This window comes from Streptomyces murinus, from assembly GCF_002154555.1.
Lineage (GTDB): Bacteria > Actinomycetota > Actinomycetes > Streptomycetales > Streptomycetaceae > Streptomyces > Streptomyces murinus.
Map to the genome: position 1 here is coordinate 1 of NZ_MUNF01000425.1, position 13,328 is coordinate 13,328.

A 13,328-nucleotide genomic window follows, 5' to 3' on the forward strand; every position below is an offset into this window, starting at 1 on the left:
CCCGCATCCGTCCCCGTCCCCCTCCCCGTCCTCACCGTCGAGGCGGGCACCGCGGTGGACGGCGGCATGGGCGCGGTCGGGTGCGCTGCCAGGGTCGGCACCGAAGGGACCGTGTGATGGCCGGGCGCGTCGAAGGGATGCTGCTGGGACTGGCGGCCGGGGACGCCGCCGGCTGGCCCGCCGCCCGGCACCGCGCCGCGCGGATGCCCGAGTGGACCCGTCGGCTCACCCGCGAGCTGGACACCTTCGCGGAGCAGAACGCGACCACCACCCTCCCGGTGCCGATCGCCCTCAACCAGCCCCCCGAACCCCTCCGCCTCGGCCCCTCCGACGACGCCGAATGGGCGGCCTTCGCCGCGGAGGCGGTGCTGCGGGCCGGCCCCGACGACGCCCTCGGCGACCTCAGCCGTGACCGTCGTATGCGGGCCGCCATCGACCTCACCTGGTCCGCCGTCGCCTGCGAGGTCGCCGCCGCAGCGGACCGCGCGCCGGAGATCGAGTCCGCCGTACTGCCGCTGCGCGCCCGCATCTCGGTCCGCGCCGGACTCGGCAACCTCGCCACCGGTCTGCGCCCGCCCGCCAGCGGCCACGACAACCCGCACTACTTCGACGACGCCGCCTGCGTACGCGCCTGCGCCCTCGCCGTGGCGCACCCCGGGGACCCCGAACGCGCCGCCGCCCTCGCCGAGTTCGACGCCCGCTACACCCAGGACGGCGACGGCGTGCACGGCGCCCGCGCCATGGCCGCGGCCGTCTCGCTCGCCCTCACCGGCGCGGACACCCGCACCTGCGTCACCGCCGCCCTCGCCGAACTCCCGCCCGACACCGAGATCGGCCGCAACGCCCGGCACGCGCTCGCCCTCGCCGAGGACGGCGCGTCCGCCTTCGCCCTCGTACCGCTCCTCGAACACCAGATCGTGGACCACGTCTACAGCTACGGCGTCGCCGCCGCCGAGACCGTCCCCGTCGCGCTCGCGCTGACCACCGCCGCCGACGGCCGTATCGCCGCGGCCGTACCCGCCGCCGCCTGCCTGTCCCGGGTCGCCGACTCCGCCCCCGCCCTCACGGGCGCCCTCACCGGCGCGCTCGGCGGCGCCGCCGCGATCCCCGAGACCTGGCGGAACGCCTGCCGGGTACTGCCCGGCTGCGCCCTGCCCCGCCTCACCGGCACCGATCTGGTGGAACTCGCCGGACTCCTGGAAGCCGCGCAACCGGCCCGCCCGGGAGGATGATTCGGGCATGACGCCCAAGCAACCCAAAGGCACCGGACAGCCCGATCTGGACGAACGGATCACCGGCGCCCTCGTCGGCGCCGCCGTCGGCGACGCCCTCGGCGGACCGGTCGAGGGCTACTCCCCCGACCAGATCACCGAGCGCCACGGCGGCCTGGTGCACGGCATCGTCGGCCCCTGGCACGGCGACGCCTGGCGCACCGCCCGCCCGCTCGCGCCGTACCACAAGGGCGACGGACACGTCACCGACGACACCTTGATGACACACGCCCTGGTCCGGGTCTACGACCGCGTCCGCGACCACCTCGACGCCTACGCGCTCGCCGAGCACCTGGTGCCGGACCTGATGACCAACCCCCGCTGGATCCCCGAGCTGGAGGCGGAGGCGCTGCCGCTGCACCGCCTCTTCCTCGCCGAGAAGTGGCTGGTGGCCCGGCTCGCCTACGGTCACGCGGACCCCCGGGAGGCGGGCACCGGCAACATCGTCAACTGCGGTGCGGCGATGTACATGGCGCCCGTCGGCCTGGTCAACGCGGCCGACCCGCGGGCCGCTTACGCCGAGGCGCTGGACATCGCCGGTGCCCACCAGTCGTCGTACGGCCGGGAGGCGGCCGGTGTCTTCGCCGCGGCCGTCGCCGCCGCCACCGCGCCGGACGCAACGGCGGACTCGGTGGTGACCGCCTGTCTCGCGCTGGCCAAGGACGGCACCCGGGAGGCGATCGAGAAGGTCTGCGAAGTGGCCCGCCGGCACAGCGACTTCGCCTCGGCGCTCGGTCCGCTGCGCGCGGCGGTCGAGCCGTACGACACCGTCGGCCCGGACTACCGCGCCCCCTCGCTCGGCGCCCGCCGCCCCTCGCGGCTGCACTCCATCGAGGAACTCCCCGTGGCCCTGGGCATGTTGGTGATCTCCGGCGGCGACTACCGGCACGCGGTGCTCGGTTCGGTCAACTACGGGCGCGACTGCGACTCGATCGCCACCATGGCCGGTGCCCTCGCGGGCGCGCTCGGCTCGCCGGTGCCCGAGGAGTGGGCGAAGACGGTCGCGGAGGCCAGCCGACTGGACCTGTGGCAGCCGGCCCGGACGCTCGCCCAGGTCACGCGGGAGGTGTTCACCCTCGACCGCGGCCGGAGGCGCGCCCATGAGCTGGCCTTCGCGGCCCTGGGCGGCACGCCCGAGCCCGGCGACCCGGCCCGCTCCGACCAGGGAGGTGTGCTGTGCTCCGACTGACCTGGGTCCAGCCCGAGGACCTGCTCGGGCACGAGCTGCGCCAGGCCCGCCTCGACGGCCGTGAGCCGTCCCGGATCGAGGAGCGCTGGCGGGCGGCGGGCGGACCGGACGCCCCGGACCGCGCGGGCGCCTCCCCGCACCGCGTCTCCCGCTATCTGCGGCTGCTCGCCGAGGATCTGCTGGACGAACTGGCCGATCTGCCCAGCCGGTTGGCCGACGACGAGCCGACCGAGCCGGCCGCGATCCGGGCCGCCTGTCCCGACTGGCCCACCGCACGGCTCGCCGGGACGCCGGGACCGCTCGCCTTCGAGGCGTCCTGGCTGGGCCGGGCCGCCGGCTGCCTGCTGGGCAAGCCGGTCGAGAAGCTGCCCCTGGACGCCGTGCGCGCCCTCGCCCGGGCAAGCGGCAACTGGCCGCTGACCGGCTACTTCACCGCCCGGGGCGTGCCCGCCGAACTGCTCGACGCGCACCCGTGGAACCGCCGCTCGGCCGCCACCTCGCTCGCCGAGAACATCGACGGCATGCCCGAGGACGACGACCTCAACTACCCGCTGCTCAACCTGCTGTTGCTCCAGCGGCACGGCAAGGGCTTCAGCACCGCGGACGTCGCCCGGCTGTGGCTCGACGAGCTGCCACCGGGGCGCACGTTCACCGCCGAGCGCCTCGCCTACCGCAACCTCCTCAACGGTGTGGAACCCCCGCACACCGCCCGCCACCGCAACCCCTTCCGGGAGTGGATCGGCGCCCTGATCCGCGCCGACGTCCACGGCTGGACCAACCCGGGCGATCCGGGCGCGGCGGCCGAACAGGCTTACCGGGACGCCGCGTTGACCCATACGGCCAACGGCGTCTACGCGGCCATGTTCACCGCCGCCACCCTCGCCGCGGCCGCCACCGGCGACCACGACGTCCACACCTGTCTGCGGATCGGCCGCTCGGTCGTCCCGCACCGCTCCCGGCTCGCCGGGGCCATCGACCACGCTGTCCAACTGGCCGCCCGGCACGAGGACTTCGACACCGTGGTGGACGAACTCCACGCCCGTTACTCCCCCACCCACCACTGGGTGCACGCCCTGCCCAACACCGCTCTGCTGGCCGCCGCGCTCACCCACGCGGACGGCGACTTCACCGGCTCGATCGGGCGGGCGGTGGCGGGCGGTCTGGACACCGACTCGGTCGGCGCGAGCGCGGGCAGCGTCGCCGGGCTGCTCGCGGGCTCCCCCGCCGCGCTCCCGGAGCGCTGGCGGGCCCCGCTGAAGAACCGGCTCGCCACCACCGTCGCCGACTTCGACGGCACCGGCTTCGACACCCTCGCCCACCTCACCCACCTGGAGGCGAACCGCCCATGACCCATATCGCCGTCCTCGGCAGCACGAACATGGACCTCGTCGCCTTCGTCGCCAAGGCCCCGCAGCGCGGCGAGACGGTGACCGGCCGGGAGTTCCGTACGATCCCCGGCGGCAAGGGCGCCAACCAGGCGGTCGCCGCCGCGCGGGCCGGCGCGACCGTCTCGATGATCGGCGCGGTGGGCAACGACGCGGCCGGGACCCGGCTGCGCGAGACCCTCGAACACTCCGGCGTGGACACCGACTTCCTGCGCACGGTCGAGGGCCCCTCCGGCACCGCGCACATCGTGGTGGACGACGAGGGCGGCAACTCCATCGTCGTCATCCCGGGCGCCAACGGCACCGTCGACCATCTCTCGCCCGGCGACGAGGGGCTGATCGCCTCCGCCGACACCCTGCTGCTCCAGCTGGAGATCCCGCTGGCCGCGGTGGTCGCGGGCGCCGCCGCCGCGCACCGGCACGGGGTCCGGACGATCCTCACCCCCTCCCCCGTCCAGCCGCTGCCGCCCGAACTCCTCGCCGCCACCGACCTGTTGGTGCCCAACCAGTACGAGGCGATCACCCTCACCGGCCGCACCGACCCGCGCGAGGCCGCCACCGCGCTGCTCGAACTGGTGCCGCGCGCGGTGGTCACCCTGGGCGCCACCGGCTGTCTGTACGTCTCCCGGGACGCCGAGCCGCTGGTGGTGCCCGCGCCCCGGGTCGAGGCCGTGGACACCACGGGCGCGGGCGACACCTTCACCGGTGCGCTCGCGGTGGCCCTCGCCGAGGAGAAACCCGTACGGGAGGCCCTGTCCTGGGCCGCCGCCGCGGCCTCCCTCTCGGTCGAGCGGGCCGGGGCGTCGGCGTCGATGCCGTACCGCCCGGAGATCGACGCCCGGTTCACCGCGTGAACGGGGACGGGAGAGAAGGCGCGAGCGGGGGTACGCCGGTGCGCGCCGGGGCGCTGGAGGGGGTGCGGGTGCTGGACCTGGCGACGCTCTTCGCCGGGCCCATGGCCGCGACGCTGCTCGGTGACTTCGGCGCCGAGGTAATCAAGGTCGAGCATCCGGGGCGCCCCGATCCGTCCCGGGGGCACGGGCCGGCGAAGGACGGGATCGGCCTGTGGTGGAAGGTGCTCGGCCGCAACAAGCGGGCGATCACCCTGGATCTTTCCCGGCCGGGCGGCCGGGCGACCCTGCTGCGGCTCGCCGCCACCGCCGATGTCGTGATCGAGAACTTCCGCCCCGGGACGCTGGAGAGATGGGACCTGGGCTGGGCGGAGCTGTCCGCGGCCAACCCGCGGCTGGTGCTCGCCCGGGTCACCGCGTTCGGGCAGTTCGGGCCGTATGCGCACCGGCCCGGGTTCGGCACCCTCGCGGAGGCGATGAGCGGCTTCGCCGCGCTCACCGGGGAGCCGGACGCGCCGCCGGTGCTGCCGCCCTTCGGGCTCGCCGACTCGGTCGCGGGCCTCACCACCGCGTACGCCGTGCTCACGGCGCTGGCCGCGCGGGAGCGCACCGGCACCGGGCAGGTCGTGGACATGGCGATCATTGAGCCGATCCTGTCCGTGCTCGGGCCGCACCCCACCTGGTACGACCAGCTCGGCTACGTCCAGGAACGCACCGGAAACCGGTCCGCGAACAACGCACCGCGCAACACCTATCGCACCGCCGACGGCACCTGGGTGGCCGTCTCCACGTCCGCGCAGTCGGTGGCGGAGCGGGTGATGCGGCTGGTGGGGCGGCCGGAGCTGATCGAGGAGCCCTGGTTCGCGACGGGCGCGGAGCGGGCCGCGCACGCGGAGGTGCTGGACGCGGCGGTCGGCTCCTGGATCGCCGGCCGCACCCGTACGGAGGTGCTCGCGGCGTTCGAGAAGGCGGAGGCGGCGGTGGCGCCGGTGCAGGATGTGCGGGACGTGTTCGAGGATCCCCAGTACCAGGCGCTGAACACGGTGACGACCGTGCCGGACCCGGAGCTGGGTCCGCTGCGCCTTCAGAACGTGCTGTTCCGGCTGTCCGCCACGCCCGGCGCGATCCGCTGGGCCGGGCGGCCGCACGGCGCGGACACCGACGCGGTCCTCACCGAGCTGGGCCTCGCCCCTTCCGATATCGCCGCCCTGCGCGCGGAGGGCGCCCTGTGACGCCGCTGACCTGGCTGTACGTCCCCGGGGACCGGCCCCAGGTGGTGACCAAGGCGCTGGTGGCGGGCGCCGATGTGGTGGTGGTCGACCTGGAGGACGCGGTGGCGCCGGAGCGCAAGGAGTACGCGCGCGCCGCCACGGCGGACCTGCTGACGGCGACGCATCCGGTGCCGGTGCATGTGCGCGTGAACGCCCTGGACACGCCGTGGGCGAGCGCGGACCTGGCGGCGCTGCGGGGGCTGCGGGGGCTGTCGGGGCTGCGGCTGCCGAAGGTGACCGGTCCCGCGGAGGTACGCCGGGTCGCCGCCGCCGTCCCGTTCCCGCTGTACGCGCTGCTGGAGTCGGCACTGGCCGTCGAGCACGCGTACGTCATCGCGGGCGCGCATCCTTCGCTGCGGGGCATCTCCCTGGGGGAAGCGGACCTGCGGGCGGACCTCGGGGTACGGGCCGACTCGGGCCTGGACTGGCCGCGCTCCCGGGTGATCGTCGCCGCGCGCGCCGCGGGGCTGCCCCCGCCGGCGCAGACCGTGCACCCCGACATCCGCGATCTCGACGGCCTGGCCGCCTCCTGCGCCCACGGCCGCGCCCTCGGCTTCCTCGGCCGCGCCGCGATCCACCCCCGCCAGCTCCCGGTCATCGAGCGCGCCTACCTGCCCACCCCCGCCGAACTGGACCACGCCGAAACCATCCTCAAAGCCGCCACCACCACCTCCGGCGCCCAGGCCCTCCCCGACGGCCGTTTCATCGACGCGGCAGTGGTGGCAATGGCCCACCGCACCCTGTCACTGGCCCGGAGGCGCTGAGGGTCGGGCGGGGCCCTGGCACCGACGGTGGCTCCGGCTGGGGCTCCGGCTTGGTTGGGGGCTGTGGCTGCGGCTGCTCGGACACCGCCGGGCGCCGTCGCCGTGCGGGTCGCCGTCGCGGCGGACGCAGGGGCGGCGGCGCCGGGAGAAGTGGCCTGCGGGGAGAGGTGAGGTGGCTGCGGGGAGAGGGGACCTGCGCAGGGAGGTGAGCGGATCTGCGCGGAGACGATGGCGCCGCGCCGGAAAGAGGGCGCGGCGGCAAGGGCGCGCCCGGCCGGGCGTCCGGCGCTCGGGCACCCGCTTTTTCGCCGCCGCGCGGTCCCCGTCCCCCGGCGCCGACCGCCGTGCGCGGGGCGATCGGGCAACAGGGCGACGGGCAACGGACGGGCGAGCCGACAATGTGTTCCGTATCGGCCCGGCGTCCGCCCCGGCGTGCCGCCCGCGCCCGGTGCACCACCCGCGACCGGCCCTCCGCCGCGGCCCGCCCATGCCCGCCGCCTCCCCTCGGCCACACCGGCACACGGCCACCGCAGGGGTGCCCCGCTCGCCCACGCCCATCGGTCCAGCTCGGCATCAGCGGCACACGGCCATCACGGCGATGCGGGCCGGCCGCGCCCGGTGCCGCAAACGCCGAGGGCGCCCGGGATGATCCGGGCGCCCTCGGGGTCGTACAGGCCGTCGTCAGCTCTTCTTCGTCGCCGACTCGGGTTCCTCGGCAGGCGCCTTCGGCTTCGGCTCGTCGGCCGGTTCAGCCTTCGGCTCCGACGCGGCGGGCTTCCCGGCCCCCGTGTCCGTCTCCGCGCCCTCCGCCGAACCGCCGGAGGCGACCGTGTCCTCGGTCGGGCCGTCGGCGGCGAGGGGTTCCACGATCTCCTCGCGGCCCGGGCGGAGGCGGGAGGAGACGATCATGTAGGTGACCGCCAGGAGGAAGACGATCAGCGCCGTCCAGTCGTTGAGGCGCAGGCCGAGGATGTGGTGGGCGTCGTCCACCCGCATGTACTCGATCCAGCCGCGGCCCACGCAGTACGCGGCGACGTAGAGGGCGAACGCCCGGCCATGGCCCAGCTTGAAGCGGCGGTCGGCCCACATCACCAGGAAGGCGACGCCGATGCACCACAGGGACTCGTAGAGGAAGGTCGGGTGGTAGTACCCCGGCACCCGACCGCCCTCGGAGGACGTGATGTGCAGCGCCCAGGGCAGATGGGTCTCCCTGCCGTACAGCTCCTGGTTGAACCAGTTGCCCCAGCGCCCCATGGCCTGCGCCAGGGCGATACCGGGCGCCACCGCGTCGGCGTACGCCGGCATCGGGATGCCCCGGCGCCGCGCCCCGATCCACGCGCCCAGCGCCCCGAGCGCGATCGCGCCCCAGATGCCCAGACCGCCCTGCCACACCTTGAAGGCGTCCACCCAGTCACGGCCGGGGCTGAAGTACAGCTCGTAGTCCGTGATCACGTGGTAGAGCCGGCCGCCGACCAGGCCGAACGGCACGGCCCACACCGCGATGTCGGCGACCGTGCCGGACTGCCCGCCACGGGCGACCCAGCGCCGGTTGCCGAGCCAGACGGCGATGAAGACGCCGATGATGATGCAGAAGGCGTAGCCGCGCAGCGGAATGGGGCCGAGGTACAGCACCCCGCGGGACGGACTGGGAATGTAGGCAAGTTCCATGGCAAGTCCGACGCTACCGTGCCGGGCCCCGGGGACACCAAGCCGCCTGGCTACGGGTCCATAACAGGGACATGAGATTCGCTTACCCCCGGCCCCTTACCCCTGGTCCGCCGACTCCACCATCTGCTTCAGCTTGGCCGGGGACATCGTCTGGTCCTGGTAGATGTTCTTGCCGCCGAGCAGCACCGTGGGCGTGCCGCTGAAGCCGCCGCCCTGGAACGCCTTCTGCGAGCGGTTCACCCAGCTGTCGTGCGTCCCCGCGTTGACACACTTCTGGAACGCCGGGGTGTCCAGGCCGCCGACCTTGCCCGCCAGCGTGATCAGCTTGGCGTTGCTCGCGAAGGCGTCGTCGGTCTCCTTGGGCTGATGGGAGTACAGCGTGTCGTGGTAGTCGCGGAACTTCCCGGCGTCCTGGGCGCACGCCGCCGCGTTGGCCGCGCGCAGCGAGCCGGTGCCGCCGAGATTGCCGTCGATCAGCCGGACCAGGTGGTACTCGATGCGCAGCTTGCCCGCGTCGACCAGCTCATGGAGGGTGGGCCGGTACGCCGCCTCGAAGGCCTGGCAGGCGGGGCAGCGGAAGTCCTCCCAAATGGTGAGCGTCGACTTCGCGCCATCCTTGCCGACCGGGATCGCGAGACTGTCCTTGCCCTGCGCGCCGGAGGGCGCCACGACCGGGCCCGCGTCGCTGCTCGCCTTGTTCTTGCCCGCGTTCGCGGCGATCACGCCGATCACCGCCGCGAGGGCCAGGACGCAGATGACGCTGGCGCCCACGATCAGCGACCGCCGCCGCTTCTCCGCGGACTTCTGCTTCTCGCGTTCGGCCGCCAGCCGCTGGCGGGCGGTCCGCTTTCCGTCACGGTTCTTCTCGCTCACACCCCCAGAACGAACCGGGGAGGCGCAGCGCGCCTCCCCGGCCCGAGGTCCACCCGTTCGAGTGACCGTAATGCCCGATACATGACGACCGGCGGGCGTCGGCCGCTCCGCGACGGTCCGCGGGTCACGCCTGGCCGCGTACGCCCTTCGCCAGGTCCCCGGCCAGTTCCCGCACCGCCGCGAGGCCGGACGCGTGGTCCGGGGCGTCCAGCATCCGCTTGACGAAGGCCGATCCGACGATCACACCGTCGGCGAAGGTGGCGACCTCGGCGGCCTGGACCGCGTTGGAGACGCCGAGGCCGACGCAGACGGGCAGCTCGGCACGGGTGACCCGGGTGCGCTGCACCAGGTCCTGGGCCTGTGCGCCCACGGACTCACGGGTGCCGGTGACGCCCATGAGCGAGGCGGCGTAGACGAAGCCGCTGCCCACCGCGGTGATCTCGGCGAGCCGCGCGTCCCTGCTGCTCGGCGCCACCACGAAGACCGTGGCGAGGCCGTGCTTGTCGGCGTGCTCCCGCCACAGCGCGGACTCCTGCACCGGCAGGTCGGGCAGGATGCAGCCCGCGCCGCCCGCCTCGGCCAGCTCGGCGGTGAACCGCTCGACGCCGTAGCGGTCGATGGGGTTCCAGTACGTCATCACGAGCACGGGCTTGCCGGTGGCCGCGTGGGCCTCCCGCACCGTGCGCATCACGTCCGCGATCTTGACACCGCCGCGCAGGGCGATGTCGTCGGCGGTCTGGATGACCGGGCCGTCCAGGACCGGGTCGCTGTGCGGCAGGCCCACCTCGACCACGTCGGCACCGCCGTCGAACACGGCCTTGATCGCCTCGATGCCGCCGTCCACGGTCGGGAACCCGGCCGGGAGGTAGGCGATGAGCGCGGCCCGGCCCTCGGCCTTGGCGGCGGCGAGGGTGTCCGTCAACAGCTGAATGTTTCCGCTCACTTGGCATCCCCCTCGATCTCGGCGGTGGCGGCGGCGTCCGCGGCCACCTCGGCGTCGGTGTCGTACAGCCCGAAGTAGCGGGCCGCGGTGTCCATGTCCTTGTCGCCGCGACCGGAGAGGTTGACGACGATCAGCCCGTCCGGGCCCAGCTCCCTGCCGACGTCCAGGGCGCCCGCGAGGGCGTGGGCGCTCTCGATGGCCGGGATGATGCCCTCGGTGCGCGACAGCAGGCGCAGGGCCTGCATCGCGGCGTCGTCGGTGACCGCGCGGTACTCGCCGCGGCCCGAGTCCTTGAGGTAGGCGTGCTCGGGTCCGATGCCGGGGTAGTCCAGACCGGCCGAGATCGAGTAGGGCTCGGTGATCTGGCCCTCCTCGTCCTGGAGGACGTAGGAGCGGGAGCCGTGCAGGATGCCGGGCTCGCCCGCGGTCAGGGTGGCCGCGTGCTCGCCGGTGTCGAGGCCGTGGCCCGCCGGCTCGCAGCCGATGAGGCGGACGCCTTCGTCGGGCACGAAGGCGTGGAAGAGGCCGATGGCGTTGGAGCCGCCGCCGACGCAGGCGACGGCCGCGTCGGGCAGGCGCCCGGCGCGCTCCAGGATCTGGCGGCGGGCCTCGACGCCGATGACCCGGTGGAAGTCGCGGACCATGGCCGGGAAGGGGTGCGGTCCCGCGACGGTGCCGAACAGGTAGTGGGTGCGGTCGACGTTGGCGACCCAGTCCCGGAACGCCTCGTTGATGGCGTCCTTGAGGGTGCGGCTGCCGGACTTCACGGCGACCACCTCGGCGCCGAGCATCCGCATCCGGGCCACGTTCAGGGCCTGGCGCTCGGTGTCGATCTCGCCCATGTAGATGGTGCAGTCGAGGCCGAACAGGGCGCAGGCGGTGGCGGTGGCGACGCCGTGCTGGCCCGCGCCGGTCTCGGCGATGACCCGGGTCTTGCCCATGCGCTTGGTGAGCAGCGCCTGGCCGAGCACGTTGTTGATCTTGTGCGAGCCGGTGTGGTTCAGGTCCTCGCGCTTGAGGAACACCCGTGCGCCACCGGCGTGTTCGGCGAACCGGGGCACCTCGGTGAGCGCCGAGGGGCGGCCGGTGTAGTTGACCATCAGGTCGTCCAGTTCGCGGGCGAACTCGGGGTCCTGTTTGGCCTTGTCGTACTCGACGGCGACCTCGTCCACTGCGGCGACGAGGGCCTCGGGGATGAACTTGCCGCCGAACGCCCCGAAGTAGCCCTCGGAGCTGGGGACCTGACCCTCCGGGTCGGGGAAGAAGTAGTTGCTGGGCATGCGAAAACCTCACGGTGAGTGCGGTGAAAAGACACTGTTCGCCGTGGGGCGGGAGGTCGTCCGTCGACTGCGGGCCGTCAGCGGCTCACCGCGCTCACGCGGCGGCGCCGCACATTCAGCTCTGCTCCGCGCCCCTGTAGGTCGGCCGGTGCCATCGCATGCCGTTGACCTGCCCCGGTTCGTCACCGATGACGTAGCGGACCCGGCGGCCGTGGACGCGGCGCGCGGGCGCGCGGCAGCCGCGGGGGCGGCAGCCGCGGGCGAGGCGCGCGTAGCGGTCCGCGGTCGTCATGGTCACAGTCATCGGGGTCAGCCTAGCGGGAGCTCAGTCGCGGCCGTGCCGCAGCGCGGGGTGCTCGCCCGCGGCGACCATGTCGGAGACGGCGGTCCTCGGGTCGCGGCCGGTGACCAGGGACTCGCCCACCAGGACGGCGTCGGCGCCGGCGTTGGCGTAGGCGATCAGGTCGTGCGGACCGCGCACGCCGGACTCGGCGACCTTGACGATGCCCTCGGGGATCTCCGGGGCGACCCGCTCGAAGGTGCCGCGGTCCACCTGGAGGGTCTTGAGGTTGCGCGCGTTGACACCGATGATCCGGGCGCCCGCGGCCACGGCGCGCTCGACCTCGTCCTCGTCGTGCACCTCGACCAGCGGGGTGAGACCGATGGAGACGGCGCGCTCGATCAGGGACTCCAGGGCCGGCTGCTCCAGGGCGGCCACGATCAGCAGGGCGAGGTCGGCGCCGTACGCGCGGGCCTCCCACAGCTGGTACGAGGTGACGATGAAGTCCTTGCGCAGCACCGGGATGTCCACGCGGGCGCGGACGGCCTCCAGGTCGGCGAGGGAGCCGCCGAAGCGGCGCTGTTCGGTGAGGACGGAGATGACGGCCGCACCGCCCGCCTCATAGTCCGCGGCGAGCCCGGCCGGGTCGGCGATCGCGGCCAGCGCGCCCTTGGAGGGGCTGGAGCGCTTGACCTCGCAGATCACCTTGACGCCGTCGCCCCGAAGCGCGGCGACCCCGTCCTTGGCGGCGGGTGCTTTGGCCGCGCGCTCCTTGAGCTCGTCGAGGCTGACGCGTGCCTGCCGCTCCGCGAGGTCGGCACGGACTCCGTCGATGATCTCGTCGAGCACACTCACGCGAGCGGCCCCCTTTCAGACGGTTGGTTCCTTCAGGTTCCTTCAGGTTGTGAAAACCCTTGGTCACTCGATGGTATCCGGAGCAGGGCCCCGGCCTCGCATCCGGTGGACGCCGGTTTCACTCCTTGGACGTCGGCGCCGCAGGTCAGGGGTGCAGCCAGGCGCCGAACGGCAGATTGCGGACCACGGTGAACGCCAGCAGCAGCGTGCCGATGACCCACATCTGGGCGTTGCCGAGTTCGAGCCGTGCGGGCCGGCCGCGCCACGCCCGTGCGGCCCAGACCACCCACAGCACCGCGAAGAGGAAGTAGCCGGCCACGGCGGGCGCGTTGTCGTGCAGCGCGGCCGTCAGGTCCCCGTGCACGAACGCGTGCGCGCTGCGCAGCCCGCCGCAGCCGGGGCAGTACAGGCCGGTGAACCGGTAGAGGGGGCAGACCGGGTAGTGGCCGGGGTGGTCCGGATCGACGACGCCGACATAGGCGAAGGCACCGGCGACGGCCGCGAGCACACCGGCGGGGGTGGCGAGGCGCCGCCACCGGGGGCCCGGCGGCGCGGCGACGGCACCTCCGGGCCAGAGGCGGGCGCCCGGCACTGGGGGCTGGGCCTGAGCGGCCGACACCGAGAGCTGGGCCCGGGCGTCCGGCGGTGAAGGCTGGGCCTGAGCGGCCGGGCGGAGGTCGGTCCGGGCGGCGGGGAAG

The 13,328-nt window shown here is 74.2% G+C and carries 13 protein-coding genes; 6 read left to right on the forward strand and 7 right to left on the reverse strand.

Features of this window, described 5'->3' with window-relative positions; translation table 11 throughout:
• Positions 1 to 116 precede the first annotated feature (116 nt).
• From CCN72_RS24765 to CCN72_RS24790, 6 genes are read left to right on the forward strand one after another with little or no spacing between them, the layout of a single operon-like run.
• Positions 117 to 1,232 (forward strand): ADP-ribosylglycohydrolase family protein, encoded by a 1,116-nt coding sequence (locus CCN72_RS24765; RefSeq protein ID WP_208638082.1) that lies wholly within the window; start codon positions 117 to 119, stop codon positions 1,230 to 1,232.
• 7 nt (positions 1,233 to 1,239) lie between these two features.
• Positions 1,240 to 2,460 carry an ADP-ribosylglycohydrolase family protein gene (locus CCN72_RS24770; protein WP_086809726.1) on the forward strand — a complete coding sequence of 407 codons (1,221 nt, stop codon included), beginning with the start codon at positions 1,240 to 1,242 and terminating at the stop codon, positions 2,458 to 2,460.
• Positions 2,448 to 3,809, forward strand: coding sequence for an ADP-ribosylglycohydrolase family protein (locus CCN72_RS24775; RefSeq protein ID WP_086809729.1), 1,362 nt, complete (start codon positions 2,448 to 2,450; stop codon positions 3,807 to 3,809). Before CCN72_RS24770 ends, CCN72_RS24775 begins: the two co-directional genes overlap by 13 nt.
• Complete coding sequence (rbsK, locus tag CCN72_RS24780) at positions 3,806 to 4,699, forward strand: ribokinase (protein WP_085564254.1); 894 nt, start codon at positions 3,806 to 3,808, stop codon at positions 4,697 to 4,699. Before CCN72_RS24775 ends, rbsK begins: the two co-directional genes overlap by 4 nt.
• Positions 4,696 to 5,928: a CaiB/BaiF CoA transferase family protein gene (locus tag CCN72_RS24785; protein WP_425276169.1), complete on the forward strand. Its 1,233-nt coding sequence runs from the start codon at positions 4,696 to 4,698 to the stop codon at positions 5,926 to 5,928. Before rbsK ends, CCN72_RS24785 begins: the two co-directional genes overlap by 4 nt.
• Positions 5,925 to 6,731, forward strand: a complete 807-nt coding sequence (locus CCN72_RS24790; RefSeq protein ID WP_086809731.1) for an HpcH/HpaI aldolase/citrate lyase family protein — start codon at positions 5,925 to 5,927, stop codon at positions 6,729 to 6,731. The genes CCN72_RS24785 and CCN72_RS24790 overlap by 4 nt, the downstream gene beginning before the upstream one ends.
• A 681-nt stretch (positions 6,732 to 7,412) precedes the next feature.
• On the opposite strand, the gene lgt is transcribed toward CCN72_RS24790, so the two are convergent.
• The 7 genes from lgt to CCN72_RS24825 form a co-directional block, all read right to left on the reverse strand.
• Positions 7,413 to 8,399, reverse strand: coding sequence for a prolipoprotein diacylglyceryl transferase (lgt, locus tag CCN72_RS24795; protein ID WP_086809733.1), 987 nt, complete (start codon positions 8,397 to 8,399; stop codon positions 7,413 to 7,415).
• A 96-nt stretch (positions 8,400 to 8,495) separates the two neighbouring features.
• On the reverse strand, positions 8,496 to 9,272 hold the full coding sequence (locus tag CCN72_RS24800; protein WP_086809735.1) for a DsbA family protein: 777 nt from the start codon (positions 9,270 to 9,272) through the stop codon (positions 8,496 to 8,498).
• A gap of 124 nt (positions 9,273 to 9,396) precedes the next feature.
• On the reverse strand, positions 9,397 to 10,215 hold the full coding sequence (trpA, locus tag CCN72_RS24805; RefSeq protein ID WP_086809737.1) for a tryptophan synthase subunit alpha: 819 nt from the start codon (positions 10,213 to 10,215) through the stop codon (positions 9,397 to 9,399).
• Positions 10,212 to 11,495: a tryptophan synthase subunit beta gene (gene trpB / locus CCN72_RS24810; RefSeq protein WP_086809739.1), complete on the reverse strand. Its 1,284-nt coding sequence runs from the start codon at positions 11,493 to 11,495 to the stop codon at positions 10,212 to 10,214. The genes trpA and trpB overlap by 4 nt, the downstream gene beginning before the upstream one ends.
• A 115-nt stretch (positions 11,496 to 11,610) precedes the next feature.
• Positions 11,611 to 11,799 (reverse strand): tryptophan biosynthesis modulator TrpM, encoded by a 189-nt coding sequence (gene trpM, locus CCN72_RS24815; RefSeq protein ID WP_086809741.1) that lies wholly within the window; start codon positions 11,797 to 11,799, stop codon positions 11,611 to 11,613.
• A gap of 21 nt (positions 11,800 to 11,820) precedes the next feature.
• Positions 11,821 to 12,630 (reverse strand): indole-3-glycerol phosphate synthase TrpC, encoded by an 810-nt coding sequence (gene trpC / locus CCN72_RS24820; protein ID WP_085564262.1) that lies wholly within the window; start codon positions 12,628 to 12,630, stop codon positions 11,821 to 11,823.
• 145 nt (positions 12,631 to 12,775) lie between these two features.
• Complete coding sequence (locus CCN72_RS24825) at positions 12,776 to 13,222, reverse strand: DUF2752 domain-containing protein (protein ID WP_086809743.1); 447 nt, start codon at positions 13,220 to 13,222, stop codon at positions 12,776 to 12,778.
• Between the last annotated feature and the right edge of the window lie 106 nt (positions 13,223 to 13,328).

Excerpts from the sequence above, each read along its gene's own strand:
- CCN72_RS24770 (WP_086809726.1), top strand. The coding sequence starts at position 1,240 with ATGACGCCCAAGCAACCCAAAGGCACCGGACAGCCCGATCTGGACGAA.
- trpB (WP_086809739.1), bottom strand. The coding sequence starts at position 11,495 with ATGCCCAGCAACTACTTCTTCCCCGACCCGGAGGGTCAGGTCCCCAGC.
- CCN72_RS24765 (WP_208638082.1), top strand. The coding sequence starts at position 117 with ATGGCCGGGCGCGTCGAAGGGATGCTGCTGGGACTGGCGGCCGGGGAC.
- lgt (WP_086809733.1), bottom strand. The coding sequence starts at position 8,399 with ATGGAACTTGCCTACATTCCCAGTCCGTCCCGCGGGGTGCTGTACCTC.
- trpM (WP_086809741.1), bottom strand. The coding sequence starts at position 11,799 with ATGACTGTGACCATGACGACCGCGGACCGCTACGCGCGCCTCGCCCGC.
- rbsK (WP_085564254.1), top strand. The coding sequence starts at position 3,806 with ATGACCCATATCGCCGTCCTCGGCAGCACGAACATGGACCTCGTCGCC.